Raw genomic sequence first — 16414 nt, forward strand, 5'->3', positions numbered from 1 at the left:
AACCGAGATCCGGACCGTTGCAGGGTCGTGACCTCCAGGCCCGGCGCGACGGGTCAGGAGGCGGGTTCGGGTCCCCCGGCCAGCACCGCCGGCGTGGTCAGCTCGGCCGGGGTGCGGGGCAGCTCGGAGTCCAGGTACGAGCGCAGCGCAGCGGTCGTGCCGACGTCCCGGCCGGCCTGCTCGGACAGGAACCACCGGTGCTCGAGCACCTCGTGGAACAGCTGCGCGGGAGCCACCCGGCCGGCCAGGTGCCGGGGTACGGCCTGCACGACCGGCAGGTACACCTCGGACATCCACCGGTGCCCCGCGACCGTCTCGGGCACCGGCGCCCCACCCTCCTGCTCCAGCCACGCCCGGTAGCTGCGCAGGTCGTTGAGCAGGCGGCGGGCCTGGTTCTCCTGCACCTCGAGGCCGGTGAGGCGGAAGAGCTCCCGGCGGTGCTGACCGGGCTCGGACACCCGGGTCTGCACCCGCAGCCGGGCGCCCTCGGGGGTGTGCACCAGCTCGATCTCGCCGGCGTCGAAGCCCAGCTCGTTGATCCACTGCAGCCGCTCCGCCACGCGGTAGCGCTGCTCGTCGCGCCGGAAGACCTCCTCGCGGGTCACCGCGTCCCACAGGGCCTCGTACCGGCCCGGCAGCGACTCCGCCACCGCGATCGGGTCGATCTCGGGGCTCAGCAGCTCACCGAACTGCAGGTCCAGCAGCTCGGCGCCGACCCGCTCGCGGGCGAGGTCGACGTCGTAGCGGCGCATGCCGGCGCTGAGCTCGGGGCGGCGCTCGACGGTCTCGGCGTCGACCAGGTAGGCCTGCAGGCCGTCGGCGTCGGGCCGGAACAGGGTGTTGGACAGCGAGCAGTCACCCCAGAAGACACCGGCCAGGTGCAGCCGCACGAGCAGCACGACCATCGTGTCGAGCAGCTTGGACGTCGAGTACTGGCTGCGCGGGCTGGAGAACACGTGCCGGTAGGACATCGAGTACTCGAGGTACCGGGTGACCAGGATGGCCTCCTGGTCGTCGGGCCGGTCGATGCAGATGCCGAGCACCGACACCGCGGGGAGGCCCTCCTCTACGAACTCGCCCAGCAGCGCGTACTCCTTGCGCGCCAGCGGTTCGGCGATCTCCTTGAGGGCGAACACCGCGCCCTCGGCCGCCACGAAGCGCACGACGTGCCGCGAGATGCCCCGCTGCGGCACGTCGAGCAGCAGCGCGGGGTCCCACTCGGCCAGCGGCTGCTCCCAGGGCAGGGACAGCAGCGCGGCGGCCTCGGTGGCCGGTGGCCGGAACAGGTACCGCACGCCCGGTGAACCTACCCGCCGGGCTCAGCGCCCGGGGGCGACCCGGGCGACGGTGGCGGCCTGCCGGGCGCGCTGCTCGGCGGTGCCCGGCCGCAGCACCAGGCCCACGAGCCAGGACAGGACGACGGCCGCGGTGTCCTCGTCGAGGAACAGGGCCGAGCGCAGCCGCTGCGTGACCGCGCCCTGGTCGGCGGCCTGCAGCAGGCGGGCCAGCACCTCGGGCTCGGTCTGGGCCAGCCGGCGCAGCACCGGGTGCCCGCCGACCTCCTCGGCCAGCGCCAGCAACGCCCGCTCGCGCGGGAGGCCGGCGGCCAGGCCCGCCAGGCGCGCCAGCTCGGCCGCCAGCAGCGCGGTCGCGACGTCGTCCTTGGTGCGGAAGTGGTTGTACAGCGTGGCCTTGGCGACCCCGGCGGCGGAGGCGACGTGCTGCATCGTCGTCCGCTTGAGGCCGTGCTCGGCGAACGCGACGGCCGCCCCGGCCAGCAGGCCGCGGCGGGTGCGGGCCAGCGCGGCCCCGGCCTTGGTGGGGGCTCCCCCGGCCGGCGGCCGCAGCAGCGGCAGCTCGCCGAGCACCACGGTGGCGTGGCGCCCGGTCTCCTCGGCCGGCACCGCGGCGGGCGGGGTGGCGGTGAGCACGGTGCCGGTGTCCTCGATGGTGCGCGGCGAGTACCGGTCGGGCAGCGGGAGCGGGTTCACCCACACTGTGTCCCACTGCGCTCACCCTGGGTCAAGGACGTCGGGCGCGAGCAGCGCTCGTGTCGCCCCACCCGCCTCACCCGACCGCGCCGGTGAGGGCTTCGGCGGAGCCCCGACGGGCGGGGGTCAGGCTGCGAGGGCGACGGGGTCGCGGCGGCGGGCCGGCGCGCCCACGAGTGCCAGTGCCGGCTCGGCCACCGGCGCGGCGACGGCGGGCTGCTCGACCGGTGCGGCGGGGACCAGTGGCGTGACGGCGGGGGCTCCGGCGCCGGCGCGCAGGTCCTGGCTGACCTGTGCGAGCAGGTCGGCCAGCTCGACGTCGAGGGCGTCGCAGATCGAGGCCAGCAGCTCGGAGGAGGCCTCCTTCTGCCCGCGCTCGACCTCCGACAAGTAACCCAGGCTGACCCGGGCCGCGCCGGAGACGTCGCGCAGGGTGCGGCGCTGGCGCAACCGGTGGCCGCGCAGGGTGGTGCCGAGCTGGGTGCGCAGCAGCGTCATCGCCGTCTCCTGTCCCGATCGGTGATCGTGGTCCCACGGTACGCGGGAGCAGCCGTGTCGACCGCTCGGACCGGTACGCGTCCGCTCAGGGCGCAACGGCGGCAGGCGCCGGACTATGCCGCGGTGTCGGTGCGGCGGCCCGCGTCGCCGGCGTCGCGACCCGCGGCGGCCCGCCGGGCCGTGGCGTTGCGCATGGCGCGGGCACTGGTGCGGCGCAACCGCACGGCCCGGACGACGTAGTCCAGCCCGGTCACCAGCGTGAGCACCAGCGCGACGCCCATGAACCACCACCGGACCGAGGCCAGCACACCGCTGAGCGGCATGAGGTAGAGCCCGATGGCCAGGGCCTGCACCACCGTCTTGGCCTTGCCGCCCCGGCTGGCCGCGATGACGCCGTGCCGGATGACCCAGAAGCGGAGCAGCGTCACCCCGAGCTCGCGCACCAGGATCGCCAGCGTCACCCACCAGGCCAGCAGCCCCAGGGCCGACAGCCCGATGAGCGCCGACCCGGTGAGCGCCTTGTCGGCGATGGGGTCGGCCATCTTCCCGAACTCGGTGACCTGGTTGGTGCGCCGGGCGATCATGCCGTCGTAGCGGTCGGTGATGATCGCTACGGCGAAGAACAGCGTGGCCCACCAGCGCCGGGTGTCGTCCATGCCGCCGTCGGCCAGCAGCAGCCAGACGAACAGCGGGACCACGGCCAGCCGCAGCACCGTGAGCGCGTTGGGCAGGTTCACCACCTTCGCCGTCTGGGGCGGGGTGGCGGCCGGGTCGGGCAGGACGCTGCTCATGCGCGGTCGGGACCTGCCCCCACCGGAACGCGGCAGGCCGCGACCAGGTCGACGCCCTCGGTGTCGACCACCTCGGCGGCCACCACCTCGCCGGGCACCGCGTCGGGTCGTACCCCGGTGACGGTGGTCGTGCCGTCGGCGTCGGGGTCCTGGTGCTCGGCGTGACCGGTCCACACGCCGGGGGCCTGGCGCTCGGTGAGCAGCACCTGCACGGTCGAGCCGATGCGCTCCTCGGCCCGCTGGGCGGTGAGCTCCTCGACGAGGTCGGTGATCCGGGCGACCCGGGCGTCGACCTCGTGCTGGGGCAGGTGGCCGTCGAGCCGGGCGGCCTCGGTGCCCTCCTCGTCGGAGTAGCCGAACACCCCGACCGCGTCGAGCCGGGCCGCGGTCAGGAAGCGCTCGAGCTCGGCGACGTCGGCCTCGGTCTCGCCCGGGAAGCCGAGGATGACGTTGGTGCGGAACCCGGCCGCCGGGGCCAGCTCGCGGGCGCGCTGCACCAGCGCCAGGAAGTCCTCGGTGCCGCCGAAGCGCCGCATGCGGCGCAGCAGGGTCGGCGAGCTGTGCTGGAACGACAGGTCGAAGTACGGCGCGACCCCGGGGGTGGTGGCGATGGTCTCCAGCAGTCCGGGTCGCAGCTCGGCCGGCTGCAGGTAGGCCACCCGGATGCGGACCAAGCCCTCGATGCCGGCCAGCTGCGGCAGCAGCTTCTCCAGCGTGCGCAGGTCGCCGAGGTCCTTGCCGTAGGAGGTGGAGTTCTCGCTCACGAGCACCAGCTCGGTCACGCCCTGCCCGGCCAGCCACTGCGCCTCGCCGAGCACCTCCCCCACCGGCCGGGAGACGAACGCGCCCCGGAAGGCGGGGATGGCGCAGAACGCGCACCGCCGGTCGCAGCCCGAGGCGAGCTTGAGCGACGCCGTGGGGCCGGTGGTCAGCCGGGTGCGCTTGAGCCAGTCGTGCCCGGGGATCGCCGGCGACGTCGGGGCCACGGCCGCGCGGGTGCGGTCGGCCGGGCTGATCGGCAGCAGGGTGCGGCGGTCGCGCGGCGTGTGCGGTACCAGCGGGCGCCCGGCGAGGACGTCGTCGAGCCGGTCACCGATGGCGGAGTAGTCGTCGAAGCCCAGCACGGTGGCCTCGGGCAGCGCCGTGGCCAGCTCGCTGCCGTAGCGCTCGGCCATGCAGCCCACCGCGACGACCTTCGCCCCGCCGTCGCCGGCCTCGAGGATGGCGTCGACGGAGTCCTTCTTGGCCGTCTCGATGAAGCCGCAGGTGTTCACCAGCACGGCGTCGGCGTCGGCGGCGTCGGCCACGAGCTCGTACCCGTCGGCGGCCAGCCGGCCCGCCAGCTCCTCGGAGTCGACCTCGTTGCGGGCGCAGCCCAGCGTCACCATCGCCACCTTGGTGGCGTCGGCGGGCAGGTCGGAGAGGGGCAGTGCGGGCACAGCAGTCACCCTGACAGCGTAGTCGCCCGGGGTCAGGCGTCGCCGCCGCCGCGGAGCAAGTAGAGCGTGCTCTCCAGCTCATCGGGCTTCAGCAGCACGTCACGGGCCTTGGACCCCTCGGACGGGCCGACGATCCCGCGGCTCTCCATGAGGTCCATGAGCCGCCCGGCCTTGGCGAAGCCGACCCGCAGCTTGCGCTGCAGCATCGACGTCGACCCGAACTGGCTGGTGACGACGAGCTCGACGGCCTGGACCAGCAGGTCGAGGTCGCCCCCGATGTCCTCGTCGATCTCCTTCTGCTCACCGGCCGCGGCGGTGAAGACCTCTTCCCGGTAGTCGGGCTCGGCCTGCCGCTTGGTGAACTCGACGACCGCCTCGATCTCGGCGTCGGACACGAACGCGCCCTGCACGCGCAGCGGCTTGCCCGCACCGATCGGCAGGAACAGGGCGTCGCCCATGCCGATCAGCTTCTCGGCACCCGGCTGGTCGAGGATGACCCGGCTGTCGGTGAGGCTGGAGGTGGAGAACGCCAGCCGCGAGGGCACGTTGGCCTTGATCAGGCCGGTGACGACGTCGACCGAGGGGCGCTGGGTGGCCAGCACCAGGTGGATGCCGGCGGCGCGGGCCTTCTGGGTGATCCGGACGATCGACTCCTCGACGTCGCGGGCGGCGACCATCATGAGGTCGGCCAGCTCGTCGACGATGGCCAGGATGTAGGGGTAGGGCCGGTAGACCCGCTCGCTGCCGGGGGGCGCGGTGACCTCGCCGCGCTCGACCTTGCGGTTGAAGTCGTCGACGTGCCGCACGCCGGTGGCCCGCATGTCCTGGTAGCGCTGCTCCATCTCCTCGACCAGCCAGGCCAGCGCGGTGGCGGCCTTCTTGGGGTCGGTGATGATCGGCGTGATCAGGTGCGGGATGCCGTCGTAGGGCGTGAGCTCGACCATCTTGGGGTCGATGAGGATCATGCGCAGCTGGTCGGGGGTGGCCCGCAGCAGCAGCGAGGTCAGCAGCGAGTTCACGCAGGAGGACTTGCCGGCACCGGTCGCACCGGCCACCAGGAGGTGCGGCATCTTCGCGAGGTTGGCGCAGACGAAGCCGCCCTCGATGTCCTTGCCCAGCCCCACGAGCATGGGGTGCGGGTCCTGCTTGGCTGCCCCGGAGCGCAGCACGTCGCCGAGGCTGACCTTCTCGCGGTCGAGGTTGGGCACCTCGATGCCGACGGCCGACTTGCCCGGGATCGGCGCCAGGATGCGGATGTTGTCGTTGGCGACGGCGTAGGCCAGGTTGCGGGTCAGCGCGGTGATCTTCTCGACCTTGACCGCGGGGCCCAGCTCGACCTCGTAGCGGGTCACCGTCGGGCCGCGGGTGAAGCCGGTGACGGCGGCGTCGATGTTGAACTGCTCGAGCACCCCGGTGATCGCCTCGATGGCGATGTCGTTGGACTTGGAGCGGGCCTTGGGCGGGTCGCCCGGGCGCAGCGAGTTGAGCGAGGGCAGCACGTAGTCGCCCTCGACCGGCTCGATGACCATCTGCTCGGGCTCGGTGATCGGCGGCAGATCGGGCTCGACCCGGCGGGTGCGGTCCTCCACGACCGGGGGGCGGCGCAGCGCGCTGGACGTGGTGGGCTCGACGGCCACCGCGTCGCCGGCACCGGCGACGTCCCCGGCGTCGATGATCCCGGTGTCGGTGCTGTCGGCGCCGGACTGCAGGGCCTCCATGGCCGCCTGCGCGCGGCTGCGCCGCGTGCTGCGGGGGGCCGGCGGGTCGGCCTCGCGCCCGAGGTCGGGGACGAACTCGTCGTCGAGGTCGTCGTCCTCGTCGTCGTAGTCGTCCTCGTCGCGGCCGGTGAGCCGGTCGAGCAGGCCGCGCAACCGCTCGGGCACCTGGTGCACGGGGGTGGCGGTGACGACCAGGACGCCGAAGAACACGACGAGCAGGAAGAGGGCGACGCCGACCCCGGTGCCCACCCCGGCGCCGACGGGGTTGCCGATCGCCCAGCCGACCGTGCCGCCGCCGGCGTCGCGGTCGGTGCCGGTCGGTGACCCGGTGACCAGGTGGGCGATGCCGAGCACCGGCAGCACCACGCAGATCCAGCCGATGATCAGCCGCCCGCGGGCCTCGGGGCGCGGGCCGTGCCGCAGCAACCGCAGGGCGGCCAGCAGCAGGACGACGGGCAGCAGGTAGGTGAGCGCGCCGAACGCCCAGCGGAAGGCGCCGACGATGCCCGAGCCGACCGGGCCGACGTCGCCGACGTAGGCGGTGACGCCCAGCACGATGGCCAGACCGAGCACGGCCAGGCCCACGCCGTCGCGGCGGTGCTCGGGGGCGAGCGGCTCGGCCTCCTCGGGCCGGGCGACCGAGCGGGCCAGCCCACCGGCGCCCCGGGCCAGCAGCGACCAGGTGCCGCTGGCGGCCGACCACAACCCGGCGCCGACCGAGCGGCGCTCGGGGGCCGGGCGGCGGGCCGCGGTGGTCGCGCCGCGCTTGGCCGGCGCCCGCTTGGCGGGCGCCTTCTTCTTGGCAGCGGTGGTGGCCGGGCGGCTGCGCGACGAGCCGCCGGCCGCCGGCCGCCGGTTCGAGGTCGTCGAGCGCGCAGGCATGTCCCCGACGGTAATCGCGGGCGTGGTGCCCGTGTGGCAGGCGGGAGAGCGTGTCTGCACCCGCGACTAGCGTCACCGACCATGACGTCGACCCAGCGGACGCTGCCCTTCGGATCCTGGCCGACCCCGATCACCTCCGAGCTCGTGGTGCGGTCCGCGGCCCGGATCGGCGAGGTGCTCGTGGACGGCGACGCCGTGTGGTGGGCCGAGTCGCGGGCCAGCGAAGGTGGTCGCACGGTGCTGGTGCGCCGCAGCCCCGACGGCGCGACCACCGACCTGCTCCCCGAGCCGTGGAACGCCCGCACCCGGGTGCACGAGTACGGCGGCGGGGCCTGGACGGTCGCCGACGGCACGGTCTTCCTCACCGACTTCGCCGACCAGCGGCTGTACCGGGTGGTCCCCGGCGCCGACCCCGAGCCGCTCACCGCCGCCCCGGCGATCCTGGCCGGGGTGCGGTACGCCGACCTCGTGGTCACCCCCGGCGGGCAGGTGCTCTGCGTGCGGGAGACCCACACCGCGTCCGGGGACGCCGCCGAGGTGGTGCACGAGGTCGTGGCGGTCGCCCCCGACGGCTCGGTCGAGGTGCTCGTCAGCGGCCCGGACTTCGTGTCCGACCCCCGCCCCGGCCCGGACGGCGCGCTCAGCTGGTTGCAGTGGCAGCACCCCCACATGCCCTGGGACGCCGCGCAACTGGTGGTGCGGGCGGCCGACGGCACCGAGACGGTCGTGGCCGGCGGGGACGGCGAGTCCGTGGTGCAGCCGGGCTGGACGGCGGACGGGTCGCTGCTGTTCTTCGCCGACCGGTCGGGCTGCTGGGCCCTGCACCGCTGGCGTCCGGGTGGGCAGCCCGAGCTCGTGCTCGACCCCGGCACCGACATGGCCGGGCCCCAGTGGGTGTTCGGGCAGAGCCGGTGGGCCGAGCTGTCCGACGGGCGCCTGGTGGTGGCGCACGGCCGCGACGGCGCCGACCGCCTCGTCGTCCTGGGCACCGAGGGACCCCGCGAGCTGGGGACCCGGTACGCGTCCTTCGGCCAGCTGCGCGCCCACGGGACCGCTGTGGTGTGCGTGGCCGGCGGGCCGACCTCGAAGGCCGAGGTGGTGCGCATCGACGTCGACGGCGGGGACGTCGACGTGCTGCGGCCGGCACCGCGCGACGTCGACGAGGCCTGGTTCTCCCGTCCCCGGCACGTCACCTTCCCCTCCACCGACGCCGACGGCATCACCGAGGCGCACGCGCTGGTCTACCCGCCCACCAACCCCGAGGTCACCGCGCCGGCGGGCGAGCTGCCCCCGCTGGTGGTCGTGGTGCACGGCGGGCCCACCGCGGCCGCGTCGCCGGTGCTGACCACCGCGGTGCAGTACTGGACCTCGCGAGGGTTCGCCGTCGCCGACGTGGACTACCGCGGGTCCACCGGCTACGGCCGCGCCTACCGCGACGCCCTGCAGGGGCGCTGGGGCGTCGTCGACCTCGACGACGTCGTGGCCGTCGTCCGGTTCCTGTCCTCGGCCGACGCCCCGGCCGAGCTGCGGGTCGACCCGGCCCGGGCGGTCATCCGCGGCGGGTCGGCCGGTGGGTACACCACGCTGGCCGCGCTGACCTTCCGCCCGGGGGTGTTCGCCGCCGGCGCCAGCCACTACGGCGTCGCCGACCTGGCCGCGCTGGCCGCCGACACGCACTCGTTCGAGTCGCGCTACCTCGACGGACTCATCGCGCCCTGGCCGTCGGGCGAGGCGGTGTACGCCGAGCGCTCCCCCATCCACCACGTCGACCGGTTGGACACCCCGCTGGCGGTGTTCCAGGGCGCCGAGGACCGGGTGGTGCCGCCGGAGCAGGCCGAGATGATGGTGGCTGCGCTGCGCGAGAAGGGCGTGCCGCACGCCTACCTGCTGTTCCCCGGCGAGCAGCACGGCTTCCGCCGCGCGGAGAACATCCGGGCCGCCCTGGACGGCGAGCTGTCCTTCTACGCCCAGGTGCTCGGCTTCGACCTGCCACCCGAGGAGGGCATCACGCCGATCGAGGTCGTCCGCCCGTAGAGGACGGAGGCGACCGCAGGTCGCAGTGGGTCGCCGGCGCGGGGGACGACGTCCTCCCGCCGGGACCCACGTGCCGGCTCCACGCAGCCGACGTGGCACGTGGCCGCGCTGGGACCGCGGAGCGCGACGGTGTGCACCGTCCCGCGCACCGGCCGTCGCACACGGCCTCCGGCCGGTGCTAGACCTCGAGGACGGTCGGGACGATCATCGGGCGGCGACGGTGGGTGGTCGCCACCCAGGTGCCGACCGTGCGGCGGACGACCTGGGCCAGGCGGTGGCTGTCCACCGGCCCGTCGGCGAGGGTGCGGCGCAGGGCCTCCTCCACGAGCTCGACGGCGGGGGCGAACACGGCCGGGTCGTCGGCGAAGCCGCGCGCCGTGAGGTGCACGGGCGCCACGACGGTCCCGGTGCCGGGCTCCACCACGACGGTGATCGCCACGAAGCCGTCGTCGCCCAGGATCTGCCGGGCCGTGAGGGTCTCCTCCCCCACGGCCCCGACGGTCGCGCCGTCGACGAACACGTCCCCGATGGGCACCGCGCCCACGACCGACGCGACCCCGTCGACCAGGTCGACCACGACGCCGTCCTCGGCGAGCAGCACCTGGTCGGGCCGCAGGCCGACCTCGGCGGCGATGGCTGCGTGGGCACGCAGGTGCCGCCACTCACCGTGCACCGGCATGAGGTGGCGGGGCCGGGCGACCTGCAGCAGCAGCCGCAGCTCGCCGGCGGGAGCGTGCCCGGAGACGTGGACGCGGGCGGTCTCCTTGTGCACCACGGTGGCGCCGAGCCGGGCCAGGCCGTTGATGACCTTGTACACGGCCGTCTCGTTGCCCGGCACCAGCGAGCTGGCCAGCACGACGGTGTCCCCGGGCTGGATGGTGACCTGGGCGTGGGTGCCGGCGGCCATCCGGCCGAGCGCGCTCAGCGGTTCGCCCTGCGAGCCCGTGCTGACCAGCACGACCTGGTGGGCCGGCAGCGCGGTGGCCTCCTCGACCGGCACCAGCAGCCCGGCGGGCACGTGCAGCAGGCCGAGCTCCTGGGCGACGCCCATGTTGCGGACCATCGAGCGCCCGACCAGCGCCACCCGCCGGCCGTGCCGGGCCGCGCTGTCGAGCACCTGCTGGATGCGGTGCACGTGGCTGGCGAAGCTGGAGACCACGAGCCGCTGCCGGGCGCCGGCGAACACGGCGTCCAGGACCGGCCCGATCGACCGCTCGCTGGTGACGAAGCCGGGCACCTCGGCGTTGGTGGAGTCGCTGAGCAGCAGGTCGATGCCGGCCTCGCCGAGCCGGGCGAAGGCGCCGAGGTCGGTGAGCGCCCCGTCGAGGGGCAGCTGGTCCATCTTGAAGTCGCCGGTGTGCACCAGCGTGCCGGCCGGGGTGTGCACGGCGACGGCCAGGGCGTCGGGGATCGAGTGGTTGACGCAGACGAACTCGGTGTCGAAGGGTCCGGCGGCGTGGTGGTCGCCGGCCGCGACCTCGACCAGCACCGGCTCGATGCGGTGCTCGCGCAGCTTCGCGGCCACCAGGGCGAGGGTGAAGCGGGAGCCGACGAGCGGGATGTCGGGCCGCAGCCGCAGCAGGTAGGGCACCGCGCCGATGTGGTCCTCGTGCCCGTGGGTCAGCACGACGGCCTCGACGTCGTCCAGCCGGTGCTCGATGACCGAGAAGTCGGGCAGCACCAGGTCCACGCCGGGCTGGTGGACCTCGGGGAACAGCACCCCGCAGTCGACGACCAGCAGCCGCCCGGCGAACTCCAGCACCGCCATGTTGCGGCCGATCTCGCCCAGCCCGCCCAGGGCGACGACGCGCAGGCCGCCGGCGGGCAGCGGGGGCGGCGCGGTCAGCCCGGCGGTCAGCCCGGCGGTCACAGCGCCAGACCGCCGGCGACGAGCTGACGGCGCAGCTGCGCGACCTCCTCGGCGGTGGCGTCGACCAGCGGCGGGCGGGTCGGCCCGGCGGGCAGGCCCAGGGCGTGCAGTGCGGCCTTGACCATCATGGCGCCCTGGCCGCCGCCCATGATCGCCTCGTACGCCGGCAGCAGGCCGTCGTTGACCGCGCGGGCCCGGGGCAGGTCGCCGGCCTCGACCGCGGCGACCAGGTCGGCCAGCTGCGGGCCCGCCACGTGGCCCACCACGCTGACCACGCCGACGGCCCCGATGGCCAGCAGCGCCAGGTTGAGGACGTCGTCGCCGCTGTAGTAGGCCAGGTCGGTGCGGGCCAGGGTGCGCGAGACGTCGGGCAGGTTCCCCTTGGCGTCCTTGACCGCGACGATGCGCGGGTGCTCGGCGAGCTGCACCAGGGTGTCGACCTCGATGGGCACCTGGGAGCGCGGCGGGATGTCGTAGAGCATGACCGGCAGGTCGCTGGCGTCGGCGACGGCCCGGAAGTGCACCAGCAGGCCGCGCTGGGTGGGCCGGTTGTAGTACGGCGTCACCACCAGCAGGCCGTGCGCCCCGGCGCGCTCGGCTGCGCGGGCCTTCTCCACCGAGTGCTCGGTGTCGTTGGTGCCGGCCCCGGCCACCACGACCGCCCGGTCGCCGACGGCGTCGAGCACCGCGCGCAGCAGCTCGATCTGCTCGGTGTCGGAGACGGTGGGCGACTCACCGGTCGTGCCGTTGACGACGAGGCCGTCGTGCCGCCCGCGGTCGACCAGGTGGGTGGCCAGCTCCTGCGCGCCGGCGAGGTCGACCGACCCGTCGGCGGTGAACGGCGTGACCATGGCGGTCAGGACGCGACCGAAGGGGCGAGCGGGATCGGTGGCGCCAGGCATGCTGCCAACCTACCCAGCGCCCGGGCGGGGTGCCGCCGGTCCCGGCAGGATGCCGGGCATGACCGCACCGACCCCGTTCCCCCTGCGCCGCCCGCTGCTGCTCACCGGCGGGCCGGCCGCGGGGTGCACGTCGGTGGCGCGGGCCCTCGCCGGGCGGCGTGGGCTGTGCGCGGTGGTCGAGGTGGCCGACCTGCACGGCATGCTGCGGTCGGGAGCGGTGCAGCCGTGGCGTCCCGGCGCCGGTGAGGGTCAGCACCGGCTCGCTGCCGTGCAGGCCTGCCTGCTGGCGGCCTCGTTCACCGCAGCCGGGGTCGAGGCGGTCGTCTGCGACGTGGTCCGCGGGGAGGTCGGGGCCGTCTACCGGGCCTCGACGGCGGCACCGTTCCTCGTGGCGCTGCGCGTGCCGGTGGAGGTGGCCCGCGCCCGGACGGCGTCGGAGACCCTCAGCGACGTCGAGTTCGACGCCCTGCACGCCGAGGTCGCCGCGCTGCGGGACGTCGACCTCGAGGTGGACGCGACCGGCTCGTTGGACGACGTGGTCGCCGCGGTGGACGCCGCCTGGGCGCAGGCAGGCACGGCGGCGCCCACCCGTTGAGTCACCCCTCCCCGACCAGGGGACTGGCCGCGACCTCCGAGCCGTCGGCCAGGGTGCTGATGCGGAAGTCGTCGAAGACGTTGCCGGCCACGCGCTGCAGCTCGCGCAGGCAGCGCACGGCGAGGTCGCGGATCTCGACGTCGGCGTGCTCGCTGGCCCGCATCCCGACGAAGTGCCGCCAGGCTCGGTAGTTGCCCGTGACGACGATGCGGGTCTCGGTGGCGTTGGGCAGCACCGCCCGGGCCGCCTGCCGGGCCTGCTTGCGGCGCAGGGTCGCCTGGGGGACGTCGGCGAAGCGCGCCTCCAGCCCGGCCAGCAGCGCGGAGTAGGCCTCGCGCGAGCGCTCGACGGCGTCGGTGAACAGCCGGTGCAGCTCGGGGTCCTCCGCGACGACCGCGGGCTCGACGAACGCGGCGTCGCCCTCGGGGACGTAGCGCTGGGAGAGCTGGCTGTAGGAGAAGTGCCGGTGCCGGATGAGCTCGTGCGTCAGCGACCGCGAGACACCGGTGAGGTACATCGACACCGAGCCGTGCTCGAGCACCGACAGGTGCCCCACCTCGAGGATGTGCCGCAGGTAGCCCGCGTTGGTGGCGGTGGCCGGGTTGGGCTTGCCCCAGGACTGGTAGCAGGCCCGGCCGGCGAACTCCGCCAGCGCCTGGCCGCCCTGGGCGTCGGTCTCCCACGGCACGTCGGGCGGCGGGGTGAACTGCGTCTGCGCGATGACCTGGACCGTCAGCGGGGCGATGTCGACCACGGTGCTGGACCCTACGGCGGGCACCCTGGGTGCAGTCACTGCAACGAGGGGTCGACGGACCGCCCCACCGCAGCGGCCAGGTGATCTGCCAGGTCACCGCGGGGTACGACCTCGACCCGGTCGAGCTCGAGCCAGGCCGCCATGAGCGACAGCTCGTCGGCGAGCTCGGTGGCCACCTCGGCCGGCGGCGGACCGACGTCCTCGCCGTACGCGGACTGCACCCGCAGCACCCCGGCGGCGCGGTCTGCCTTCAGGTCGACCCGGGCCACCAGGCGGTCGCCCAGCAGGAACGGGAGCACGTAGTAGCCGTGCACCCGCCGGGCCGCCGGTGTGTAGATCTCCAGCCGGTACCGGAAGCCGAACAGCCGCTCGATGCGCGGCCGCTCCCAGACCATGGAGTCGAACGGGGACAGCAGGGCCCGGGCGCGGGCCCACCGCGGGCGGCGCGCGGCCGGGTCGAGCCACCCCGGCCTGCCCCACCCCTCGACCTCGACGGGCAGCAGGTCACCGGCGTCGGCGAGCTCGGCGACGGCGGCGCGGGTGTCGGCGACCGGCAGGCGGAAGTAGTCGCGCAGGTCGGTCTCGGTGGCCACCCCGAGCGCCATGGCCGCGGTGCGCACCAGGGCCCGGACCGCGTCGGGGCGGCTGGGGGTGGGCACGGCGAGGACGGCGGCCGGCAGCACCCGCTCGGTGAGGTCGTAGACCCGTTCGAAGCCCGCGGTGCGCGAGCGGGCGGTCAGCGCCCCGACGTAGAACAGGTACTCCAGCGCGGCCTTGCCCGGGTGCCAGTTCCACATCTGCCCGGGGGTGCTGGGCCGCTGCTCACCGACCTCCGAGGCCCGCAGGGGGCCACCGTCGCGCACCCGGTCGAGCAGGTCGGCGACGTACCCGGGGCGTTCGCGCTGGACCCGCAGCATCGAGCCCCAGGCGTGCTGCTCGGCAGCGGCCATGCGCCAGCGCAGGAGCGGCTGCAGGGCGACGGGGAGGTAGGAGGCCTCGTGCGCCCAGTACTCGAACACGTGGTGCCGGGGGTGGTGCAACCGGTCGAGCGCGGCTCGCGGGTAGGGACCCAGCCGGCTGAACAGGGGCAGGTAGTGCGAGCGGGACAGCACGTTGACCGAGTCGATCTGCACCACCGCCAGCCGATCGACCGCGGCCCGCAGCTGACGGGCACCTGCTGGTCCGTCCGGGCGGGGGTCGGCGAGCCCCTGGGCAGCCAGGGCGACGCGACGCGCCAGCGGCGCGGACAGGCGGTCGACGGGCGGGACTCGGTGCACACCGTCGATCCTGCCCCGTGGGTACGACGGATCGCCCGGCCTAGGGTGCGGGGGTGCAGCTCACCGGACGCGCCGAGTCCTCGGTCCGCCCCGCCGTGCCGGCCGACGCGGCCGACATCGCCCGGGTGCAGCGGGTGACCTGGCGGACCGCCTACCGCGCCCTGCTGCCCGCCGACGCCCTCGACGCCTGGGACGACGACGCAGCGGCCACGGCGTGGCGCTCGGCCGTCGAGGCGCCGCCGACGCCGGGGCACGGGGTGCTGGTCGCGTGTGAGGGGTCCACCGTCGTCGGGTTCCTCGCCCACGCACCGGCCGAGCTGGCACCGCACGAGCCACGGTCACCCCACGGCCCGGCCGCAGAGCTGACCGCGCTGCTGGTGGAACCGCGCTGGGGGCGCCGCGGGCACGGCAGTCGACTGCTCGCTGCGGCCGTCGACCTCCTCGAGCCCGTCGGGGTGCGGGACCTGCGGATGTGGGTGCCCGAGGAGGACCGCGTCACGTCGGGTTTCCTGCAATCGGCGGGGTGGGCAGCAGATTCCTGGACCCGCGGCCTGGAGGCCGACGGACGGACGATCCGCGAGCGGCGCTGGCACGCGCTGCTCGCCGAAGACGGAGACCAGGCATGACCTTCGGCGGTTTCCCCGACGAGGGCCTCGTGTTCTACGAGGGCCTCGAGGCCGACAACAGCAAGTCCTACTGGGCCGAGCACAAGGCGGAGTACGAGCAGCACGTCCGCGCGCCCATGCTGGGCCTGGTCGAGGAGCTGACGGCCGAGTTCGGCACCGCGAAGCTCTTCCGCCCGTACCGCGACGTGCGGTTCGCCAAGGACAAGACGCCGTACAAGACGCACCAGGGCGCCGTGCTGCACCGCGAGGGCGGCGGACCCGGCGCCTGGTACGTGCAGGTCTCCGCCGACGGGTTGCACGTGGCCGGGGGCGCATGGCGCCTGCAGCCCGACCAGGTGGAGCGGTACCGCCGCGCGGTCGACGCCGAGCTCCCCGGGGCTCGCCTGCAGACGGTGGTCGACGAGCTGCGCGGCCGAGGTCTCACGATCGACGGCCACCGGCTCACCCGCACGCCGCGCGGCTACGCCGCCGACCACCCCCGGGCCGACCTGCTGCGCCACCGCTCGATCCACGGCGGACGGCACTGGACGCCGGAGGACTGGCTGGGCACCCGTGACGTGGTCGAGCGCGTGACGACGTCCTTCCGGGCGCTGCAACCGCTCGTGCAGTGGCTCCACGACAACGTCGGTGAGTCCACGGCGCCCCCCGAGCGCCGGCGCTGAACCGCGGCGGTCGGTTCCTGCCCGGAGGAGCCGACCGACGCGCATTGCGTCAGGAACGCAACAAGGGGGTCACAGCGTGTGCTGTGACCCCCTTGTCGGAAAGTGTGTCCGGCGGCGTCCTACTCTCCCACCCAGTCCCCCGGGCAGTACCATCGGCGCTGAGAGGCTTAGCTTCCGGGTTCGGAATGAGACCGGGCGTTTCCCTCTCGCCATGACCGCCGTAACGCTGTGAAAGTTTCCTCCCCCGGTTCACCCGGGTCAGCGGGTGGGTGGGGGCGGTGTGAACACACGGGTGTGTTCGTGCTTTCAGAACCGCACAGTGGACGCGAGACAAGTTGGTTCAACCCGTGAGGTCGAACGATTTTTGTTTGTTGT

Annotated in this window: 14 protein-coding genes and 1 rRNA gene; 4 read left to right on the plus strand and 11 right to left on the minus strand. The window is 74.6% G+C overall.

Annotated elements, in window-relative coordinates:
* Window positions 1–53: 53 nt before the first annotated feature.
* The 6 genes from BLP29_RS19635 to BLP29_RS19660 form a co-directional block, all read right to left on the minus strand.
* Window positions 54–1295, minus strand: coding sequence for a DUF4032 domain-containing protein (locus BLP29_RS19635; protein WP_092807738.1), 1242 nt, complete (start codon window positions 1293–1295; stop codon window positions 54–56).
* A gap of 24 nt (window positions 1296–1319) precedes the next feature.
* Window positions 1320–1991: a TetR/AcrR family transcriptional regulator gene (locus tag BLP29_RS19640; protein WP_243470117.1), complete on the minus strand. Its 672-nt coding sequence runs from the start codon at window positions 1989–1991 to the stop codon at window positions 1320–1322.
* A 126-nt stretch (window positions 1992–2117) separates the two neighbouring features.
* A complete protein-coding gene (locus BLP29_RS19645) occupies window positions 2118–2489 on the minus strand; it encodes a helix-turn-helix domain-containing protein (RefSeq protein WP_092807740.1) in 372 nt (123 codons plus the stop codon).
* Between the two features lie 113 nt (window positions 2490–2602).
* Window positions 2603–3280: a CDP-diacylglycerol--glycerol-3-phosphate 3-phosphatidyltransferase gene (gene pgsA / locus BLP29_RS19650; protein WP_092807742.1), complete on the minus strand. Its 678-nt coding sequence runs from the start codon at window positions 3278–3280 to the stop codon at window positions 2603–2605.
* Window positions 3277–4719 carry a 30S ribosomal protein S12 methylthiotransferase RimO gene (rimO, locus tag BLP29_RS19655; protein ID WP_243470118.1) on the minus strand — a complete coding sequence of 481 codons (1443 nt, stop codon included), beginning with the start codon at window positions 4717–4719 and terminating at the stop codon, window positions 3277–3279. The genes pgsA and rimO overlap by 4 nt, the downstream gene beginning before the upstream one ends.
* 32 nt (window positions 4720–4751) lie before the next feature.
* On the minus strand, window positions 4752–7319 hold the full coding sequence (locus BLP29_RS19660; protein ID WP_092807744.1) for a DNA translocase FtsK: 2568 nt from the start codon (window positions 7317–7319) through the stop codon (window positions 4752–4754).
* A gap of 81 nt (window positions 7320–7400) precedes the next feature.
* Between BLP29_RS19660 and BLP29_RS19665 the strand changes: the two genes are divergently transcribed.
* Window positions 7401–9353, plus strand: a complete 1953-nt coding sequence (locus BLP29_RS19665) for a S9 family peptidase (protein WP_092807746.1) — start codon at window positions 7401–7403, stop codon at window positions 9351–9353.
* A 178-nt stretch (window positions 9354–9531) separates the two neighbouring features.
* Here BLP29_RS19665 and BLP29_RS19670 read toward each other — a convergent pair whose 3' ends face one another.
* Complete coding sequence (locus BLP29_RS19670; protein ID WP_243470119.1) at window positions 9532–11223, minus strand: ribonuclease J; 1692 nt, start codon at window positions 11221–11223, stop codon at window positions 9532–9534.
* Window positions 11220–12125, minus strand: coding sequence for a 4-hydroxy-tetrahydrodipicolinate synthase (dapA, locus tag BLP29_RS19675; RefSeq protein ID WP_092807748.1), 906 nt, complete (start codon window positions 12123–12125; stop codon window positions 11220–11222). The genes BLP29_RS19670 and dapA overlap by 4 nt, the downstream gene beginning before the upstream one ends.
* Window positions 12126–12183: 58 nt before the next feature.
* Between dapA and BLP29_RS19680 the strand changes: the two genes are divergently transcribed.
* Window positions 12184–12720, plus strand: a complete 537-nt coding sequence (locus BLP29_RS19680; protein WP_092807750.1) for a hypothetical protein — start codon at window positions 12184–12186, stop codon at window positions 12718–12720.
* A gap of 1 nt (window position 12721) precedes the next feature.
* Here the strand turns inward: BLP29_RS19680 and thyX are convergent, their stop codons facing one another.
* Together thyX and BLP29_RS19690 are read right to left on the minus strand one after the other, a co-directional pair.
* Window positions 12722–13474, minus strand: coding sequence for an FAD-dependent thymidylate synthase (gene thyX, locus BLP29_RS19685; protein WP_092807803.1), 753 nt, complete (start codon window positions 13472–13474; stop codon window positions 12722–12724).
* A 35-nt stretch (window positions 13475–13509) separates the two neighbouring features.
* Entirely contained in the window at window positions 13510–14751 is a 1242-nt protein-coding gene (locus BLP29_RS19690) for a winged helix-turn-helix domain-containing protein (RefSeq protein ID WP_207798618.1), read from the minus strand.
* A 53-nt stretch (window positions 14752–14804) separates the two neighbouring features.
* Between BLP29_RS19690 and BLP29_RS19695 the strand changes: the two genes are divergently transcribed.
* Together BLP29_RS19695 and BLP29_RS19700 are read left to right on the plus strand one after the other, a co-directional pair.
* On the plus strand, window positions 14805–15377 hold the full coding sequence (locus tag BLP29_RS19695; RefSeq protein WP_092807754.1) for a GNAT family N-acetyltransferase: 573 nt from the start codon (window positions 14805–14807) through the stop codon (window positions 15375–15377).
* A complete protein-coding gene (locus BLP29_RS19700) occupies window positions 15374–16039 on the plus strand; it encodes a DUF2461 domain-containing protein (protein WP_092807756.1) in 666 nt (221 codons plus the stop codon). The genes BLP29_RS19695 and BLP29_RS19700 overlap by 4 nt, the downstream gene beginning before the upstream one ends.
* Before the next feature lie 106 nt (window positions 16040–16145).
* Here the strand turns inward: BLP29_RS19700 and rrf are convergent.
* Window positions 16146–16262, minus strand: a 5S ribosomal RNA gene (gene rrf / locus BLP29_RS19705).
* Between the last annotated feature and the right edge of the window lie 152 nt (window positions 16263–16414).

Origin of the sequence: Klenkia marina (assembly GCF_900101025.1) — a bacterium.
Lineage (GTDB): Bacteria > Actinomycetota > Actinomycetes > Mycobacteriales > Geodermatophilaceae > Klenkia > Klenkia marina.